Here is a 16,466-nt window from a genome sequence, read left to right as displayed (position 1 = left end):
AGCTTATTTACTCCCTAAGCCTAGCAGTTCAGTCTGATAATCCCCGGCCGGATAGCGGAACGGCACCGGTCCATCCGCTATACCATCCAGGAACTGGCGCACGCGCGCATCAGGATTGTTCTGCAATTGCTGCGTGGTGCCTTCGGCAATCACCCGGTGATCGGCCACGATATAGGCGTAGTCGGCGATGCTCAGCACCTCCGGCACGTCGTGCGACACCACGATGCAGGTAATGCCCAGCGCATGGTTCAACTCGTCGATCAGCTTGACCAGCACCCCCATGGTGATCGGATCCTGGCCGACGAAAGGTTCGTCGAACATGATCATCTCCGGGTCCAGCGCGATCGCGCGCGCCAACGCCGCCCGGCGCGCCATGCCGCCGGAGAGTTCATTGGGCATCAGCTGCGCCGCGCCGCGCAGCCCGACCGCTTCCAGCTTCATCAGCACCGTGCTGCGCAGCAGGGGCTCAGGCAGGTTGCTGTGCTCACGCAACGGGTAGGCCACGTTTTCGAATACGGTCAAATCGGTGAACAGCGCGCCCGACTGGAACAGCATGCTCATCTTTTTGCGCGCGTCGTACAACTGACGGCGGGACAATGCGGGAATGTTGTCGCCGTCAAACCAAATCTCCCCGCGGTCCGGCGTCAGCTGACCGCCGATCAGACGCAGCAGCGTGGTTTTGCCGATGCCCGACGGCCCCATGATCGCCGTGATCTTACCGCGAGGCACCGTCAGGTTAATGTCTTCAAATATCCGCCGGTCGCCGCGCGAGAAGCTCATGTCGCGCACTTCGACCAAATTATCTGCCTTTTGGAGCATGTTAATGGACCCTTTACGACTCATCTTTTGCTGAATCTACCCGTGATGTTAAAGCAATGGGCGCAATCCGTCTCATCTTTACAAAAACTTACTGCCATTTCGCAACCAATGATGCCATTGGTTTTACTTTTCCGCGCCACCCGGTCAAAATTGGCGCCATAACGAAAAAAAACGAAAGTGTTCAACAATTAGCCGGGAAAAACCGGTGCTGCGTTCAAGCGCACGCACCGGAGGGCAAGCAATACCGCCGCATTGACGGCTTTAACCAACGAACCGGGATAATACCCGACAAAGGACCCTGCATGTTTCTCGCAATAGCATTATTAATCGTTGGTTTATTTCTACTGGTGTATGGTGCAGACCGCTTAGTTTATGGTGCTGCCGTGATTTCCCGTTCGCTTGGCGTGCCGCCGTTGATCATCGGCATGACCATCGTCGGCATCGGCACTTCACTGCCGGAGCTGATCGTGTCCACCACCGCCGCGCTGAACGGGCAGATAGATATGGCCGTTGGCAACGTATTAGGTTCCAACATCACCAACATTTTATTGATCCTGGGCGTCGCAGCGCTGATTCACCCGCTGGCTGCACGATCGGAAATACTGCGGCGCGAACTGCCGCTGATGTTAGCGGTCACAGTATTGTGCGGTTTCGTGTTGATGGACGGCACCCTAAGCAGGCTGGACGGCGTGCTGCTGCTGACCGCCGCCGCCGGTTTCATCCTGCTGATGCTGAAAATCGCCCGGCTGGCGCAGCGCGAGGGCAGCGACAGCCTGACCATGGAGCAGATCGCCGAACTGCCGCAGGACAGCAGCAATACCGTAGCGGTGCTGTGGCTGGTGCTGGCGTTTATCATTCTGCCGCTCTCTTCCAGAATGGTGGTCGATAACGCGACGGTGATCGCGCACTATTTCGGCCTGAGCGAACTGGTGGTCGGCTTGACCATTATCGCCATCGGCACCAGCCTGCCCGAGCTGGCCACGTCCATCGCCGGAGCATTAAAGGGCGAAGATGATATGGCGATTGGCAATATCATCGGCTCCAATATTTTCAACACGGTGATCGTGCTGGGCGTCCCCGCCCTGCTGTCGCCGGGCAGCGTGGACGCCGCCGCCTTCCAGCGCGATTACTGGGTGATGCTGGCGGCCAGCGTGCTGCTGAGCGTGCTGTGCATCGGCCGCAAACACCGCATCGGCCACCTGGCCGGCGCGCTGTTATTATGCGGCTTTATTGCGTATCTTGCGGTGCTGTTCTTTAACCCTTTCAGTACTTTCGGCTAAACCGACGGGAATGAGTATGTCGAACATTGAGTTGCAACCGGGCTTCGATTTTCAACAGGCCGGCAAAGAAGTGCTTCAGATAGAGCGTGACGGGCTGGCTCAGCTCGACAGCTACATCAACGCAGACTTCACCCGCGCCTGCGAAACGATCGCCGCCTGCGGCGGCAAAGTGGTGGTGATGGGCATGGGTAAATCCGGCCATATCGGCTGCAAGATCGCCGCGACCTTCGCCAGCACCGGCACCCCCTCATTCTTCGTTCACCCGGCGGAAGCCAGCCATGGCGATTTGGGCATGGTCACTCCGCAGGATATCGTACTCGCCATCTCCAACTCCGGTGAGTCCAGCGAGATCCTGGCGCTGATCCCGGTGTTGAAACGGCAGCGGATCACCCTCATCTGCATGACCAACAATCCGGAAAGTTCGATGGGCAAGGCGGCGGACATCCACCTGTGCATCAAGGTGCCGCAGGAGGCCTGCCCGCTGGGGCTGGCGCCGACCACCAGCACCACCGCCACGCTGGTGATGGGCGATGCGCTGGCCGTCGCGCTGCTGAAGGCGCGCGGTTTCACGCCGGAAGATTTCGCGCTGTCGCATCCGGGCGGCGCACTCGGCCGCAAGCTGCTGCTGCGGGTTAGCGATATCATGCACAGCGGCGACGAAATGCCCCACGTCAGCGCCGACGCCTCATTGCGCGACGCGCTGCTGGAAATCACCCGCAAAAATCTGGGTCTGACGGTGATCTGCGACGATCTGATGAAAATCGCCGGCATCTTTACCGATGGCGACCTGCGCCGGGTGTTCGATATGGGCATCAACCTGCACGAAGCCAAGATCGCCGATGTCATGACGCCGGGCGGCGTGCGGGTGCGTCCCAACCTCCTGGCGGTCGATGCGCTGAATCTGATGCAGCAACGCCACATCACCGCGTTGCTGGTTGCCGATGGCGACCAGTTGCTGGGTGTGGTACATATGCATGACATGCTGCGTGCCGGCGTCGTTTAATTAAGGAATAGAACGGAATGGGTATGGTAGAAACCTGCTACGGGCCGGTAGAACAAGAGGTTATGGCGCGTGCCGGGAACATCCGCCTGTTGATTTGCGATGTTGACGGCGTACTGTCGGACGGCCTGATCTTCATGGGCAACAACGGTGAAGAATTGAAGGCGTTCAACGTGCGCGACGGTTACGGCATCCGCTGTCTGAAAACCTCCGACATCGAGGTGGCGATCATTACCGGTCGCTCCGCCAAGCTGCTGGAAGACCGCGCGCAAACGCTCGGCATCACCCATCTGTATCAGGGGCAATCCGATAAGCTTTTGGCCTTCCGCGAACTGTTGGATAAACTGTCGTTAACGGCGGATCAGGTCGCCTATATCGGCGATGACCTGATCGACTGGCCGGTGATGGCGCAGGTGGGCCTGGCGGTCGCGGTCGCAGACGCTCATCCGCTGCTGACGCCGCGAGCCCACTACGTCACCCGCATTGCCGGCGGCCGCGGCGCGGTGCGCGAACTGTGCGACATCATTCTTTTGGCTCAAAATAAGCTGGAGGACGCCAAAGGGCTGTCGATATGAGTAAAACCAAACTTTGGATCACCATCCTGTTGACGGTGATCGTTCTGGCGCTGATCGGCTGGAACATGACGGACTTCAGCGACGATACGGCTCCTGGCCCGGCTAACGATCAGGATCCGACCTACCAGAGCCAGCACACGGTCACCGTGGTGTACAATCCGGCCGGTAAACTGAATTATAAGCTGGTGGCGGAAGACGCGAAGTATTACACCGCCGGCGAGCTGAGCTGGTTCACCCAGCCGGTGATGACGCTGTTCGACGAGAATGCGGTGGCCACCTGGTCAGTTCGCGCCGATCGCGCCAAACTGACGAAAGACCGGATGCTGTATCTGTATGGCCACGTCGAGGTAAACAGCCTGACCACCACCTCGCAGCTGGAAAAAATTAAGACGGACAACGCTCAGGTAAACCTGGTCACCCAGGACGTCACCTCCGATGACGAAGTCACGCTTTACGGGACCAATTTTACCTCTAACGGCATGAAAATGCGTGGGAACCTGCGGACCAAAACCGCTGAGCTGATTGATAAGGTTAAGACCAACTATGAAATCCAGAACCAAAAACCAACTCCGTAATCTGTTGATCGGCAGCTTAGTTTTGGCCGCCAGCGCCCCTGCTCTGGCGCTGAAATCCGACTCCAGCCAGCCGGTCAGCATCGACTCGCTCAAGCAGTCGTTGGATATGCAAAGCAACGTCAGCACCTTTACTGACAACGTGGTGATCAAACAGGGCACCATCGATATCCGCGCTGACAAGGTGGTGGTCACCCGTCCGGGCGGAGATCAGAATAAGACCTATATTGAAGCGTTCGGCAACCCGGTAACCTTCTACCAGATGCAGGACAGCGGCAAGCCGGTCAAAGGCCACGCGCAGAAAGTGCGTTACGACGTGGCGACCCAGCTGGTGACCCTGACGGGCAACGCCTATCTGGAGCAGCTCGACAGCAACGTGAAAGGCGATCGCATCACCTATCTGGTGCAACAGCAGCAAATGCAGGCGTTTAGCGACAAAGGCAAACGCGTGACAACGGTTCTGGTACCGTCGCAGTTGCAAGACAAAAACGGGCAAAAAAAGAGTAACTAATCACTTATGGCAACACTCATCGCAGAAAACCTGGCGAAAGCCTACAAGGGCCGTAAAGTTGTCGAAGACGTCAGCCTGAAAGTGAAATCCGGCGAGATCGTCGGCCTGCTCGGCCCGAACGGCGCCGGTAAAACCACCACCTTCTACATGGTGGTCGGCATCGTGCCGCGCGACGCCGGGCGCATCGTGATCGACGAGGAAGACATCAGCCTGTTGCCGCTGCACGCCCGTGCGCGCCGCGGCATCGGTTACCTGCCGCAGGAAGCGTCGATCTTCCGCCGCCTGAGCGTGTACGACAACCTGATGGCGGTGTTGGAGATCCGTCCCGATCTCACCAGCGAACAGCGCGAAGACCGCGCCAAAGAGCTGATGGAAGAGTTCCATATCTCCCATCTGCGCGACAGCCTCGGCCAGGCGCTGTCCGGCGGTGAACGCCGCCGCGTCGAAATCGCCCGCGCGCTGGCGGCCAACCCGAAATTCATTCTGCTGGACGAACCCTTCGCCGGGGTGGATCCGATTTCCGTTATCGATATCAAGAAAATCATCGAGCACCTGCGTGACAGCGGCCTGGGCGTGCTGATCACCGACCACAACGTGCGCGAGACGCTGGACGTATGTGAACGCGCCTACATCGTCAGCCAGGGCAAACTGATTGCCCACGGCACGCCGGATGCTATTCTGGCCGACGAGCAGGTTAAACGCGTTTATCTGGGCGAAGAGTTCCGCCTCTAAGCGCCGGCGCGTCCTGCGGGACGACACCGTTAACGGAAGTAGACAGAAAACTATGAAGCAAGGTTTGCAACTCAGGCTCAGCCAACAGCTGGCCATGACACCTCAGCTCCAGCAGGCGATCCGTCTGCTGCAGTTGTCCACGCTTGAGCTTCAGCAAGAGATCCAGCTGGCGCTGGAGAGCAATCCGCTGCTTGAACAGAACGATCTGCACGACGAAATCGACGCCAAAGAAACCCAGGAGACCGAGGGGCTCGATACCCGCGAGGCCTTGGAGCAGAAAGACATGCCGGAAGAGCTGCCGCTGGACGCCACCTGGGATGAAATCTATACCGCGGGCACGCCGTCCGGCACCGGCACCGACTACAGCGACGACGAGCTGCCGGTCTATCAGGGCGAGACCACCCAAACGCTGCAGGATTATCTTATGTGGCAGGTGGATCTGACGCCGTTTTCCGATACCGACGCCGCCATCGCCACTTCCATCGTCGACGCGGTGGATGACACCGGCTATCTCACCGTCCCGCTGGAAGACATTCTGGAAAGCCTGGGCGACGAGAACGTGACCCTCGAGGAAGTCGAGGCGGTGCTGAAGCGCGTGCAGCGTTTTGATCCGATCGGCGTCGCCGCGCGCGATCTGCGCGATTGCCTGCTGGTGCAGCTCTCCCAATACGCCAAAGATACGCCTTATCTGGCCGAAGCGCGGCTGATCATCAGCGAGCATCTGGATCTGTTGGCCAACCACGACTTTCGCAGCCTGATGCGATCAACCCGGCTAAAAGAAGATACACTGAAAGAAGCGATGCTGCTGATTCAGTCGCTCGATCCGCGCCCGGGGCAGTCGATCAATACCGGCGAATCGGAATACGTCATTCCGGACGTGCTGGTGCGCAAGACGCAGAACAAATGGACGGTCGAGCTCAACGGCGACAGCGTGCCGCGTTTGAAGATCAATCAGCAGTACGCCGCGCTGGGCAACAGCGCCCGCAGCGAAGCCGACGGCCAGTTCATCCGCAGCAACCTGCAGGAAGCCAAGTGGCTGATTAAAAGCCTGGAGAGCCGCAACGAGACGTTGCTGAAGGTCACCCGCTGCATCGTCGATCAGCAGCAGGCGTTCTTCGAGCAAGGCGAAGAGTTTATGAAACCCATGGTGCTGGCGGATATCGCCCAGGCCGTGGAGATGCATGAATCGACGATCTCGCGCGTCACCACGCAGAAGTTTCTGCACAGCCCGCGCGGCATTTTCGAATTGAAATATTTCTTCTCCAGCCACGTGAATACCGACAGCGGCGGCGAAGCCTCCTCGACGGCGATCCGCGCGTTGGTGAAGAAATTGATTGCGGCGGAAAACCCCGCCAAACCACTCAGCGACAGCAAGCTGGCCACCCTGCTCGCCGATCAGGGGATCATCGTGGCCCGGCGCACCGTCGCCAAGTACCGAGAGTCTTTGTCCATCCCGCCGTCGAACCAGCGCAAACAGTTGGTTTGACCTCTATTGAGAAGGAAGACACTATGCAGCTCAACATTACCGGACACCACATCGAAATCACCGATCCGTTGCGCGAGTTCGTGAACAACAAGTTCGCCAAACTCGAACAGTATTTTGATCGCATCAATCAGGTGTATGTTGTATTAAGTGTGGAAAAAGTGCAGCAAATTGCGGAAGCAACGGTGCACGTGAATGGAGGCGAGTTGCACGCCACCTCGGAAGACGAGAATATGTATGCCGCAATTGATACGCTGATCGACAAATTGGCACGTCAATTGAACAAACATAAAGACAAATTGAAGCAACACTGACACCCTGACCCATTCCGTGAGGCGGCATCCATCGCCGCCTCTCCCTTCGGCGCGTGACCCGCATGGGTGACGCGCCGAACGGTAATCAGGGTCAAAACCGACGAAAAACCGCCTTGCCGGGTTCGCCCGGCGGCGCGGTTTTAAGTGAAGATGAGATGAACAACGAATATATGCAATTAAGCTCGGTGTTAAACATCGAGTGCACCAAAAGCTCGGTACACTGCACCAGCAAGAAGCGGGCTTTGGAAATTATCAGCGAACTGGCCGCCAAACAGCTCAATCTGCCTTCACAGGTGGTGTTTGACGCGGTTCTCACCCGGGAGCGCATGGGCAGCACCGGTATCGGCAACGGTATCGCCATTCCCCACGGCAAACTGGAAGAGGACACACTGCGGGCCGTTGGCGTGTTTATCCGTCTCGACCAACCCATCGCTTTCGACGCTATCGACAATCAGCCGGTCGACCTGCTGTTCGCGCTGCTGGTGCCTGCCGATCAGTGCAAAACCCATTTGCATACGCTGTCGCTGGTCGCCAAACGCCTGGCAGACAAAACCGTATGCCGCCGCCTGCGCGCCGCGCAGAGCGACGAAGAACTTTACCAAATCATCACCGAGTGATGCCCGGCCGGCGTGACTTCCAGCCCGGATAACGATACTGTTTTACGATGATGGATCCGGCTGCGGCCGGAATAACAAAGTTTAACGGTGGCGATGAACGCCGCCGCGATGCCAGGGGAGTTGCCACATGGTGCTGATGATTGTCAGCGGCCGTTCCGGTTCCGGAAAATCCGTCGCCTTGCGGGCGCTGGAAGACATGGGTTTTTACTGCGTTGACAACCTGCCGGTGGTTCTGCTGCCGCAGCTCGCCAATACGCTGGCGGAACGCAATATCTCCGCGGCGGTCAGCATCGACGTGCGCAACATGCCGGAATCGCCGGAAGTGTTCGAATACGCGATGACTCAGCTGCCGGACAGCTTCTCGCCGCAGTTGCTGTTCCTCGACGCCGATCGCAACACGCTGATCCGCCGTTACAGCGACACCCGCCGCCTGCACCCGCTCTCCAGCAAAAACCTGTCGCTGGAAAGCGCGATCGACGAAGAGAGCGATCTGCTCGAACCGCTGCGCTCGCGGGCTGACCTGATTATCGACACCTCGGAAATGTCGGTGCACGAACTGGCCGAAATGCTGCGCACCCGCCTGCTCGGCAAGCGCGAGCGCGAACTGACGATGGTGTTCGAATCCTTCGGCTTCAAGCACGGTATTCCTATCGACGCCGACTACGTGTTCGACGTGCGCTTCCTGCCTAACCCGCACTGGGATCCGAAGCTGCGGCCGATGACCGGTCTGGACAAGCCGGTAGCGTCGTTCCTCGATCGCCATACCGAAGTGCATAACTTCATTTACCAGACCCGCAGCTATCTGGAACAGTGGCTGCCGATGCTGGAAACCAACAACCGCAGCTACCTGACGGTCGCCATCGGCTGTACCGGCGGCAAACACCGTTCGGTGTACGTGGCGGAACAGCTGGCCGATTACTTCCGCTCGCGCGGCAAGAACGTGCAATCGCGCCACCGCACGCTGGAAAAGCGCAAACAATGACGGTCAAACAGACGGTTGAAATCAAAAACAAGCTGGGCATGCACGCGCGCCCGGCGATGAAACTGTTCGAATTGGTGCAAAGCTTCGACGCCGAAGTGATGCTGCGCAACGAAAGCGGCACCGAAGCCGAAGCCAGCAGCGTCATCGCGCTGCTGATGCTGGACTCCGCCCAGGGTCGGCACATCGAAGTCGAAGCGACCGGCCCCGATGAAGTCAACGCGCTGGCGGCGGTGGTCGAGCTGTTCAACTCCGGGTTTGATGAAGATTAGTCGCTAAGACTCTCCCCATGCGTCGCCTCGGCGCATGTGTTGCCTCCGCCCCTCCCATAGTGTAGCCCTCCCGTTTCTCATTTTGCGAATCCGCTTCCAGAATCAGCCGTAACCGCCTGTAAATTCACGTTATGGATTTACCCCCACCACGGTAATCGCAATAGTGTGTAACGCAAAAACAGACAACAGGCGGATGTTTCCCCACGCTTTGCTTGCGGGACAACAGAAAGTTTACAATTTGTGAACTTCACCGGCAGTCGCTATAATGTTCACCGGGTAGGAATCGAAGGAACGATGCATATCATTTCCAGGGAACCGTTCAATAACGCAACGAAGCAATATCCCAATGAAGCCACTGCTCTCGAGGCCATTTATAAAGCGTTGCGACGGGGTGAGTTCCGCACGCCGGACGAGTTAAAAGCGCTTTTTCCTTCGCTCGATCGTATGAAGTACAAAGAGAAATGGTGGGTCATTGACGTCGGCGGCAACCACCTGCGGATCTTGTTCTTTGCCAGCTTCGAGACACAGAAAGTCTTCATAAAGCATATCGTTAGCCACGCCGAATACGACAAGCTGATGCAGCACTATCGAAGGAGTTCGTCATGATTACAGATGCCATTAAGGCGGCCGATGCGCTACTGCGCGCCGTACCCTTATTGCAGGGCAGCCACGCTCAGCAAGACTACCGAGACGCGCTCGAATTGGTGGAATATCTGCTGGAAAACGATGAACGCCATCCGCTGATTGACCTGTTGGCAAAAAAAATCGCCGAATATGAAGACAACAGCGCCGAATTTACCGCATTCAACCAGCGTATCGCCCAACTCCCGCAGGGGGTGGCCGCGCTTCGCGTATTGATGGAACAGCACCAACTCAGCCAAAGTGATTTTGAACATGAGATCGGCAAAAAGTCGTTGGTCAACCAAATCCTGAACGGCAAAAGATCGCTGACCATTCCGCACATTATGGCGCTGGCCAAACGCTTCAATCTGCCCCCAGCCCTGTTCCTGCCGGAAGCGGATTAGCCCCTCAACTCCGGCTCAGGCAGTCCAGCGCCACCGCTTTGAAGCTGTCGAAGCTGTCACTGCCCAGCAGGCGGCTCATTGAGCGTTCACGCACGAAGGTGACGAACAGCTCGTAGATCGCCATCGCCTCTTCATAGTCGCTCTTGCTGATCGCCAGCAGGAAAATCACGTGCGCGACCTCGCCCTCGCCCCAGGCGACGCCCTGCGGCGCCAGCAGCGTCACCACCACGGTCTTTTTCGCCAGCAGCCCCAGCGAGTGCGGCAGCGCGATGCCTTCGCCCAGCAGCGTGGAGACGATCGCCTCGCGTTCGACCACCGACGGATAAAAGTCCGCGCCGACGTACCCTTCCCGCTCCAGCTGGCCGCACACCCGGCTGAACAGTTCCGCCTGCGTCAGCGGCTCGTTGAGCACCATGAAATGCTCGGCGTCGAAGAACTTCTCCAGCATGTACGGTCGGGTGCGATCCACCAGCACCAGTTTGCCCAGTTGCTCCAGCTGATAATCGGTCGGGAACGGCGACATCACCACTACCGGCTTGTTCTTTTCGCCGATGCGGGCGTTGGAAATCACGAAGTCTTCGTCGATGTGCGCGAGCATCTCATAATCGCGCAGCGAGACGATGCGCGTCATCACCAGCTGCGGGTACTTGCGCGCAATCTGCGCCTGGATCATGCGCACCGTCGAGTTGCCGGTGTCGCACACCAGCATCACCTGCGGGTGGCGTTCATAACCGATGTTGTAATGCCGCTCCAGCCCCACGCCGATGTGCAGCACCAGATAACCGATTTCGTTCTCGCTCAGCGTATAAGGCGTGTACTTGCCCCAGCTGGAGACCGCCGCCAGCGTCACGTCGTAAGCCATCGGATAGTGCTGCTTGATGTTGGCCAACAGCGGATTGGGGATGTTGATCTGGTATTTCACCCGCGTAATCATGGTCTTGATATGGGTAAGCAGATCGGCCCGCAGCTGCTCGTCGCCCTGCAGGTTGTAGTTATAGTGTGCGTTGATGTAGGAAAGAATGTAGTCCACCAGCGCTTCTTCATCGTCGGCGTTGATTTCGGTCGGCTGCACGTCCTGCACGCGGCGCGCGGCGATGTTGACCCGCAGATAGGCCTCTTCGGCCATCGAGATCTCTTTGCCGGAGGCCGCACGCAGCTCCGCCGCCAGGCGGGTCGACACCTGGCGCACCGCCTCGTCGCCGTCCTCCACCTCGAAGTCCGACAGCGGATAGCCATCGTTGATGCGCCGCAGCGCCACCGCGCAGTAGAAAATCAGGTACTGCTCGCCCTCGTCGGTCAGACGAATGGCATATTGCGACAGCAGCGGGTGCAGCAAGCCGGCGAACGCCGCCACCTGCGGCTGCAGCAGGATCTCGTTGTTGAGCAGCGGGTTCTCGGCGTCGGCCAACTGCAGCTGGAACAGCAGGTCGGTCAGGCAGGCGCGGATCGCCATCTCCGCGCCGAACAGCTTCATGCCGTAACGCGGCTTGGTTTCGATCGTCAATTGATAGTGGGCCAGACGCTCTCTCACCTCAGCCATGTCGTTTTGCAGCGTGCCGCGGCTGACGAACCACTCGTCGGCCAGATCCTCCAGTTTGAGGGAGAAGGCTGAGGTCAAAAAACGCACCAGCAGATAATGCACTCGCTCCTGCGCGCTGCGCGGGGTGGCGTGCTTGCGGCGCTCCTGATGCTGCAGGGCGCTGAACAGCGCGGCGTTATCGACCTGCAGGCGATAACCGGCCCCGCGGTTATGCACGAAACGCGCGCCGTATTTGTCCAGGATCTCGTTCAGCGCGGTGATATCCGCCCGCACCGTGCGGGTAGACACGGCGAAACGCTTCGCCAGCTCATCCTGCGGCAAAGTCTCGGTTTGCAAAGCATCGAACAAGTAAGCCAAACGCGGGTAAGGAAATCGCACCATTCTGTGTCCGTCAATCAGGCGGCCCACCCGGCGAACCGGGCGGGCCACGGGTTACTTCGCCGGCGGCAGAAACGCCATTTGCGAGGGGCTGCCGATCGGCAGATAGCCGCCCACAAAGCTGAGTTTGCCGTCCGTCGGGTTTACGCTGAAGCGGGTGACGTTATCGCTGCGCTGGTTCAACGCATACAGATAGCGGCCATCCGGGCTCAGCGCCAGCGAACGCGGATAATCGCCGCGGGTCCAGGTTTCCGCCACCGGTTTCAACTCGCCGCCGGCGCCTACGCTGAACTGGGCAATGCTGTTATGCAGCCGGTTGGCGACGTACAGCGTGCCGCCGTTCTTGCTGAGAGCCAGCCCCGAAGCGAAGCTGGTGCCCTGATAGTCGGCGGGCAGCGCGGAAACCGCATGCAGTTGTTTCAGAGTACCTTTTTGGCGATCAAAACGGTAGCTGGTCAACGTCGAGGCCTCTTCGTTCACCAGCAGCACGGTGTCGCCGTCCGGATGGAACACAAAGTGACGCGGCCCCGCGCCGGCGGAAGAGGCGGCGATCCACGGCGGATCGTTCGGCGTCAGCCGGCCGCTCGCGGCGTCAAAGCGCCATTGGTAGATGCGATCCAACCCCAGATCGGTGGAAAACACGAACTTGCCGCTCGGATCGCTGGCGATCATATGGGCATGCGGGCCGTTGTGATCGCTGACGGCGAAGCTGCCGTTCACCGCCGCCGCCGGTTTGGCCGCGCCCGCCGGGCCCTGTTGCTGCTGCACCGAGCTGGCGGCGCCCAGACTGCCGTCCGCTTCAATCGGGAAGACCGCCACGCTGCCGCTGACGTAGTTCGCCACCAGCAGATGCCGCCCGTCCGGCGTCGAGGTGAGATACACCGGCCCCGCCCCCTGCGAATCCACCTGGTTGAGCTGAGTCAGTGCGCCATCGGCCGGATTGATCCGGTAGGCGGTGATGCCGCCGTGCTTGCCGCCGTTGAAATCGGCCACTTCGCTGGCGACATACAGCGTCTTGCCGTCAGTGCTCAACGTCAGCTGCGCCGGATTCGGCACGTTGCTGACCAGCGTAACCTGGCTCAACGCGCCGCTGGCCGGATCGACCCGCACTCGGTAAACGCCTTCGCCGTTGGGATTGTAGGTGCCGATATAGGCAAAATGAGATGACGTGGAGTTCATTGCATCCTCAGCATGCAGCGTCGGGCCGGTCACGGCCAGCAGCGCTATAAACAACGCGGTGCGTCGGGTTGGAGCCTGCCAGTTTCGCATAGTAGTCCTCAATATAGGTAACGGCGCGGCATGCCGCGCCACGGGAAAACCTTCGCCTCCCAGCGTTTACCTCATCCCATTACGCGTTCAACCCACCAGCTTTTTGGTCATCGCCAGCAGGGCTTTCACGTCCTGCGGACGCGTATCGCCGCTGGTGGCGTCGATGATCGAGCTGTAGATATGCGGGATCACGCGTTTCACGCCGGCCGCCAGCGCGATCTCGACGATCGGCTCAAAGTTCTCCAGATCGATACCGCCGGTCGGCTCCAGCATGAAGTCATGCTCGGCGCAGGCCTTGGCTACGTACTGGTACTCGTCCTTGCACTTCAGGCCACCCATCGGGAAATACTTGATGGAGCTGCCGCCCATGTCTTTCAGCAGGGCGATGGCGGTTTCCACCGGCACGATGCCGTCCGGCGCCGCGGCGCTCAATGGGCCGGTAGAGATCTTCACCCAACCGACGCGGCCGGTCGGCGACACCAGGCCGTTGACCACGCTGTCGTTCTGGCCCAGCAGCGCGCGGCTGGCGCCGACGCCGGTGAACACCTGGTTAACGTGCTGCGGCTGCACCTGCTGAGCGATCAGGCTGACCATCGCCGACTGCTTCGGATCGCCGGCACCCAGGCCGACCGAGAGCGCGTTTTCAATCAGGCGCGCATAGCGCAGCATGTCGGTCACCGCGCTGTCGACGTCCGGGTAGTTCTTGGAGAGCACGCCCACCAGCACATGGCCTTCCGCCGCGGCGTAGATGTCCTGCGCGTTGGCTTTGGAGCCGGCCAGCACGTTCAGGCAGACGCGGTCGCGATAGTAGTTAGGCTGCAGCTTCATGCTTGTTTCTCCGTAAACAGATTTTTGATACAGGTAAAGACGGTCATCAGTTGCCGCTCGTCGACGCTGCGCACGTCGACCTCAATCTTGCCCTCGTTGGCCTTGTAGCCGCGGAAGTAGATGGCGATATCGCCGGTTTTCAACGCCTGGACGATGTCATAGGTCGACCGCCCCAGCACCGCCTCATCAAAGGTGATCTCGGCGCGAGCGATATCGCGGCCGGCGCTGTCCCAGACGGTCCTGGCGCTGACGCCGGTCAGGGTGTTGAGGCTGTCGAGGAACGGCGTCATCCGCTCCACCATCTGTTGCCCGGTGGTTTTCTCAAGCGTCAGATAGCTTTCAATCGCCTGGGTCAGGCCGAGGATGCCCTCTTTGCCGACCTTCATCGCCCGGCCGATGCCGCCGGATTGCAACTTCACCCACTCGACGTACTGTTTCTTGCCGATCACGAGACCGCTGGTCGGCCCCTCGATGGCTTTGGCGCCGCTGTAAATCACCAGATCGGCCCCCATCTGGTAATAACACATCAGATCTTCTTCCGCCGCGGCGTCGACGATCAGCGGCAGGTTATGTTTGCGCGCCACCACCGCCGCCTGCTCGACGGATAGAATGCTTTTCTGCACGCAGTGGTGCGATTTGACGTACAGGATCGCCGCAGTCTGCGGCGTGATGCAGGCTTCAATCTGCTCCGGCGAACATTCGTTGGCGTACCCCGCCTCCACCACCTTGCCGCCGCCCAGTGCCACCATGGTGTCCACCGGCGCGCCGAAGTTGACGTTGTGACCGCGCGGCAGCACGATCTCGCGCGGCACGGCGATCGGCACCGAATGCAGGTTCACCAGCAGATTGGCGTTATCTTTAACGATCACCGCCGCCACCGACTGGGCGATGCCCGCCGAGGCGCAGGAGACGATCACCGCATCCTCCACGTTGAGCAGATCGGCGATGTAGGCGCCGGTCTTGTTGACCAGATCCTTGATTTCGAAATAGTGGTTCAGGCCGTAATCAACGGCGTCGATCACGTCCTGGCGCGGCGTGGAAACGCCGAGAATGGTCATGCGGCCGGAGGTGTTGATCACCTGCTTCAAACCGTATTTTTCATAAATCGAAGACATGGCTTGCCTCCCCTTGTTCGGTTAATAGGATTTCCCCGGCCACCACCGCGGCCAGCGGCACCAGCAGCCGTTCGCCCTCGGCGGTTTGCCCTTCGGCGTCGGCGAATACCTGCGGTTCGCAGCGCAGCTCAAACAGCGTGAAATCGGCGTCATAGCCCGGCTCCAGCCGCCCTTTGCCGCTCAGCTGCAGGGCCGACGCGGCGTTCTCCGTCACGCAGGCGATCACCTGCGGCAGCGTCAGGCCGACGCTGAAGAATTTGGACATCACCGTCGCCAGGCTGTGCACCGGCCCGTTCATGCGGTTGCGGCAGTAAATATCGGAGCTGATGGTGTGTGGCAAAATGCCCAGTTTGATCGCCTGGCGCGCCACCTCGAAGCTGAAGCTGGCGGTGCCGTGCCCTACGTCGAGCAATACGCCGCGCCGCAGCGCGCGCTGGATAGACTCGCGCAGCGTGCCCGCCGGCGTCAGAATGCGGTTCGGTTTGCCGTTGTAGCAGTGGGTGATGATGTCGCCACGGGTCAGCAGATCGGCGATGTCGTCCAGATCCGGCGGGTTGTTGCCGATATGCACCATCAGCGGCAGCCGACGGTTTTCCTGCTGGATCTCTTTGGCCAACACCAGCGGGCGAGTGCCGTTCTTGCCCACCACGCTGCTGCTCATGCGCGCCTTGATGCCGATGATGAAACCGGGATGGTTGGCGATGGCCTGGCCGGCCTCGCGCTTGTCGATGTCCGTCAACTCCGCCAGCTCGTTCTGCCGCAGCAGGCCAATGCGCGAGATATTGAGGAAGGCGAAAACGTTGGTTTTGGCGCTGCGCGTCAGCTGATAAAAGGCGTCGATATCGTCGGCACCGGCGCTGCCGGCATCGACCACGCTGGTGACGCCGCTGGCGACGCCGACCCGATCCGGCTCGTCATGGTAGATCGGCGATTCGGGATAGCAGTGCACGTGCGCATCGATCCAACCGGCACTCAGGCGGCAGTTGCCCGCCAGATCCAGCTGGCGAACGGCGCTGACGTCCGCCGCCAACCGCCCCACCGAGGCTATTTTGCCGTCTTTCACCGCCAGATCGATCAGCGTATCGTCCGCCAGTCTGGCGCCTCTGATTACTAAGTCATACATACCGCATTGCTCCTGTTAGCCCGGGCGCCGCCGC

At 59.7% G+C, this 16,466-nt stretch carries 19 protein-coding genes; 13 read left to right on the top strand and 6 right to left on the bottom strand.

The genetic code is table 11. The features are described from left to right. Positions 1-3: 3 nt before the first annotated feature. Positions 4-819: a phospholipid ABC transporter ATP-binding protein MlaF gene (mlaF, locus tag ITX55_RS11520; RefSeq protein ID WP_033644494.1), complete on the bottom strand. Its 816-nt coding sequence runs from the start codon at positions 817-819 to the stop codon at positions 4-6. 302 nt (positions 820-1,121) lie between these two features. Between mlaF and ITX55_RS11515 the strand changes: the two genes are divergently transcribed. From ITX55_RS11515 to ITX55_RS11455, 13 genes are all read left to right on the top strand, one after another. Further along, positions 1,122-2,099: a calcium/sodium antiporter gene (locus ITX55_RS11515; protein ID WP_033644493.1), complete on the top strand. Its 978-nt coding sequence runs from the start codon at positions 1,122-1,124 to the stop codon at positions 2,097-2,099. Between the two features lie 16 nt (positions 2,100-2,115). Further along, positions 2,116-3,102 carry an arabinose-5-phosphate isomerase KdsD gene (gene kdsD / locus ITX55_RS11510; RefSeq protein WP_033644492.1) on the top strand — a complete coding sequence of 329 codons (987 nt, stop codon included), beginning with the start codon at positions 2,116-2,118 and terminating at the stop codon, positions 3,100-3,102. A gap of 17 nt (positions 3,103-3,119) precedes the next feature. Further along, the gene (gene kdsC / locus ITX55_RS11505; RefSeq protein ID WP_021505108.1) at positions 3,120-3,674 is read left to right on the top strand and encodes a 3-deoxy-manno-octulosonate-8-phosphatase KdsC; all 555 of its coding nucleotides are present in this window, start codon (positions 3,120-3,122) and stop codon (positions 3,672-3,674) included. Next, positions 3,671-4,249 (top strand): LPS export ABC transporter periplasmic protein LptC, encoded by a 579-nt coding sequence (gene lptC / locus ITX55_RS11500; RefSeq protein WP_033644491.1) that lies wholly within the window; start codon positions 3,671-3,673, stop codon positions 4,247-4,249. The genes kdsC and lptC overlap by 4 nt, the downstream gene beginning before the upstream one ends. Next, complete coding sequence (lptA, locus tag ITX55_RS11495; RefSeq protein WP_025160121.1) at positions 4,218-4,757, top strand: lipopolysaccharide ABC transporter substrate-binding protein LptA; 540 nt, start codon at positions 4,218-4,220, stop codon at positions 4,755-4,757. The genes lptC and lptA overlap by 32 nt, the downstream gene beginning before the upstream one ends. Positions 4,758-4,763: 6 nt before the next feature. Further along, positions 4,764-5,489 (top strand): LPS export ABC transporter ATP-binding protein, encoded by a 726-nt coding sequence (lptB, locus tag ITX55_RS11490; RefSeq protein ID WP_004937040.1) that lies wholly within the window; start codon positions 4,764-4,766, stop codon positions 5,487-5,489. Between the two features lie 52 nt (positions 5,490-5,541). After that, on the top strand, positions 5,542-6,975 hold the full coding sequence (gene rpoN, locus ITX55_RS11485; RefSeq protein ID WP_223085073.1) for an RNA polymerase factor sigma-54: 1,434 nt from the start codon (positions 5,542-5,544) through the stop codon (positions 6,973-6,975). A 23-nt stretch (positions 6,976-6,998) separates the two neighbouring features. Then, on the top strand, positions 6,999-7,286 hold the full coding sequence (gene hpf / locus ITX55_RS11480) for a ribosome hibernation promoting factor (RefSeq protein WP_004937038.1): 288 nt from the start codon (positions 6,999-7,001) through the stop codon (positions 7,284-7,286). 155 nt (positions 7,287-7,441) lie between these two features. After that, positions 7,442-7,903, top strand: a complete 462-nt coding sequence (gene ptsN / locus ITX55_RS11475; RefSeq protein ID WP_016930212.1) for a PTS IIA-like nitrogen regulatory protein PtsN — start codon at positions 7,442-7,444, stop codon at positions 7,901-7,903. 127 nt (positions 7,904-8,030) lie between these two features. Further along, positions 8,031-8,885 (top strand): RNase adapter RapZ, encoded by an 855-nt coding sequence (rapZ, locus tag ITX55_RS11470; protein ID WP_015379177.1) that lies wholly within the window; start codon positions 8,031-8,033, stop codon positions 8,883-8,885. Beyond that, positions 8,882-9,154: a PTS phosphocarrier protein NPr gene (npr, locus tag ITX55_RS11465; protein ID WP_004937034.1), complete on the top strand. Its 273-nt coding sequence runs from the start codon at positions 8,882-8,884 to the stop codon at positions 9,152-9,154. The genes rapZ and npr overlap by 4 nt, the downstream gene beginning before the upstream one ends. A 294-nt stretch (positions 9,155-9,448) precedes the next feature. Further along, positions 9,449-9,760: a type II toxin-antitoxin system HigB family toxin gene (locus ITX55_RS11460; protein ID WP_004937033.1), complete on the top strand. Its 312-nt coding sequence runs from the start codon at positions 9,449-9,451 to the stop codon at positions 9,758-9,760. Beyond that, on the top strand, positions 9,757-10,179 hold the full coding sequence (locus ITX55_RS11455) for a type II toxin-antitoxin system HigA family antitoxin (protein WP_089192287.1): 423 nt from the start codon (positions 9,757-9,759) through the stop codon (positions 10,177-10,179). Before ITX55_RS11460 ends, ITX55_RS11455 begins: the two co-directional genes overlap by 4 nt. A 4-nt stretch (positions 10,180-10,183) precedes the next feature. Here ITX55_RS11455 and ITX55_RS11450 read toward each other — a convergent pair whose 3' ends face one another. From ITX55_RS11450 to ITX55_RS11430, 5 genes are all read right to left on the bottom strand, one after another. Beyond that, a complete protein-coding gene (locus ITX55_RS11450; protein ID WP_108682062.1) occupies positions 10,184-12,100 on the bottom strand; it encodes a transcription antiterminator in 1,917 nt (638 codons plus the stop codon). 51 nt (positions 12,101-12,151) lie between these two features. Beyond that, the gene (locus ITX55_RS11445) at positions 12,152-13,366 is read right to left on the bottom strand and encodes a lactonase family protein (RefSeq protein ID WP_108682064.1); all 1,215 of its coding nucleotides are present in this window, start codon (positions 13,364-13,366) and stop codon (positions 12,152-12,154) included. Between the two features lie 87 nt (positions 13,367-13,453). Beyond that, positions 13,454-14,194: a KDGP aldolase family protein gene (locus ITX55_RS11440; protein WP_033651249.1), complete on the bottom strand. Its 741-nt coding sequence runs from the start codon at positions 14,192-14,194 to the stop codon at positions 13,454-13,456. Then, positions 14,191-15,309 (bottom strand): DgaE family pyridoxal phosphate-dependent ammonia lyase, encoded by a 1,119-nt coding sequence (locus ITX55_RS11435; protein ID WP_108682066.1) that lies wholly within the window; start codon positions 15,307-15,309, stop codon positions 14,191-14,193. Before ITX55_RS11435 ends, ITX55_RS11440 begins: the two co-directional genes overlap by 4 nt. Continuing rightward, positions 15,293-16,432: an amidohydrolase/deacetylase family metallohydrolase gene (locus ITX55_RS11430; protein WP_108682068.1), complete on the bottom strand. Its 1,140-nt coding sequence runs from the start codon at positions 16,430-16,432 to the stop codon at positions 15,293-15,295. Before ITX55_RS11430 ends, ITX55_RS11435 begins: the two co-directional genes overlap by 17 nt. Between the last annotated feature and the right edge of the window lie 34 nt (positions 16,433-16,466).

Origin of the sequence: Serratia sp. EWG9, from assembly GCF_019913725.1 — a bacterium.
GTDB lineage: Bacteria > Pseudomonadota > Gammaproteobacteria > Enterobacterales > Enterobacteriaceae > Serratia > Serratia ureilytica.
The sequence above is the reverse complement of the archived record's forward strand: the minus strand, read 5'-3'. Positions and strand labels throughout refer to the sequence as shown.

Excerpts from the sequence above, each read along its gene's own strand:
- rapZ (WP_015379177.1), top strand. The coding sequence starts at position 8,031 with ATGGTGCTGATGATTGTCAGCGGCCGTTCCGGTTCCGGAAAATCCGTC.
- lptB (WP_004937040.1), top strand. The coding sequence starts at position 4,764 with ATGGCAACACTCATCGCAGAAAACCTGGCGAAAGCCTACAAGGGCCGT.
- ITX55_RS11455 (WP_089192287.1), top strand. The coding sequence starts at position 9,757 with ATGATTACAGATGCCATTAAGGCGGCCGATGCGCTACTGCGCGCCGTA.
- ITX55_RS11430 (WP_108682068.1), bottom strand. The coding sequence starts at position 16,432 with ATGTATGACTTAGTAATCAGAGGCGCCAGACTGGCGGACGATACGCTG.
- mlaF (WP_033644494.1), bottom strand. The coding sequence starts at position 819 with ATGCTCCAAAAGGCAGATAATTTGGTCGAAGTGCGCGACATGAGCTTC.
- ptsN (WP_016930212.1), top strand. The coding sequence starts at position 7,442 with ATGAACAACGAATATATGCAATTAAGCTCGGTGTTAAACATCGAGTGC.
- ITX55_RS11445 (WP_108682064.1), bottom strand. The coding sequence starts at position 13,366 with ATGCGAAACTGGCAGGCTCCAACCCGACGCACCGCGTTGTTTATAGCG.
- rpoN (WP_223085073.1), top strand. The coding sequence starts at position 5,542 with ATGAAGCAAGGTTTGCAACTCAGGCTCAGCCAACAGCTGGCCATGACA.
- npr (WP_004937034.1), top strand. The coding sequence starts at position 8,882 with ATGACGGTCAAACAGACGGTTGAAATCAAAAACAAGCTGGGCATGCAC.
- lptA (WP_025160121.1), top strand. The coding sequence starts at position 4,218 with ATGAAATCCAGAACCAAAAACCAACTCCGTAATCTGTTGATCGGCAGC.
- ITX55_RS11440 (WP_033651249.1), bottom strand. The coding sequence starts at position 14,194 with ATGAAGCTGCAGCCTAACTACTATCGCGACCGCGTCTGCCTGAACGTG.
- ITX55_RS11515 (WP_033644493.1), top strand. The coding sequence starts at position 1,122 with ATGTTTCTCGCAATAGCATTATTAATCGTTGGTTTATTTCTACTGGTG.
- ITX55_RS11460 (WP_004937033.1), top strand. The coding sequence starts at position 9,449 with ATGCATATCATTTCCAGGGAACCGTTCAATAACGCAACGAAGCAATAT.
- ITX55_RS11450 (WP_108682062.1), bottom strand. The coding sequence starts at position 12,100 with ATGGTGCGATTTCCTTACCCGCGTTTGGCTTACTTGTTCGATGCTTTG.
- kdsD (WP_033644492.1), top strand. The coding sequence starts at position 2,116 with ATGTCGAACATTGAGTTGCAACCGGGCTTCGATTTTCAACAGGCCGGC.
- lptC (WP_033644491.1), top strand. The coding sequence starts at position 3,671 with ATGAGTAAAACCAAACTTTGGATCACCATCCTGTTGACGGTGATCGTT.
- hpf (WP_004937038.1), top strand. The coding sequence starts at position 6,999 with ATGCAGCTCAACATTACCGGACACCACATCGAAATCACCGATCCGTTG.
- ITX55_RS11435 (WP_108682066.1), bottom strand. The coding sequence starts at position 15,309 with ATGTCTTCGATTTATGAAAAATACGGTTTGAAGCAGGTGATCAACACC.
- kdsC (WP_021505108.1), top strand. The coding sequence starts at position 3,120 with ATGGGTATGGTAGAAACCTGCTACGGGCCGGTAGAACAAGAGGTTATG.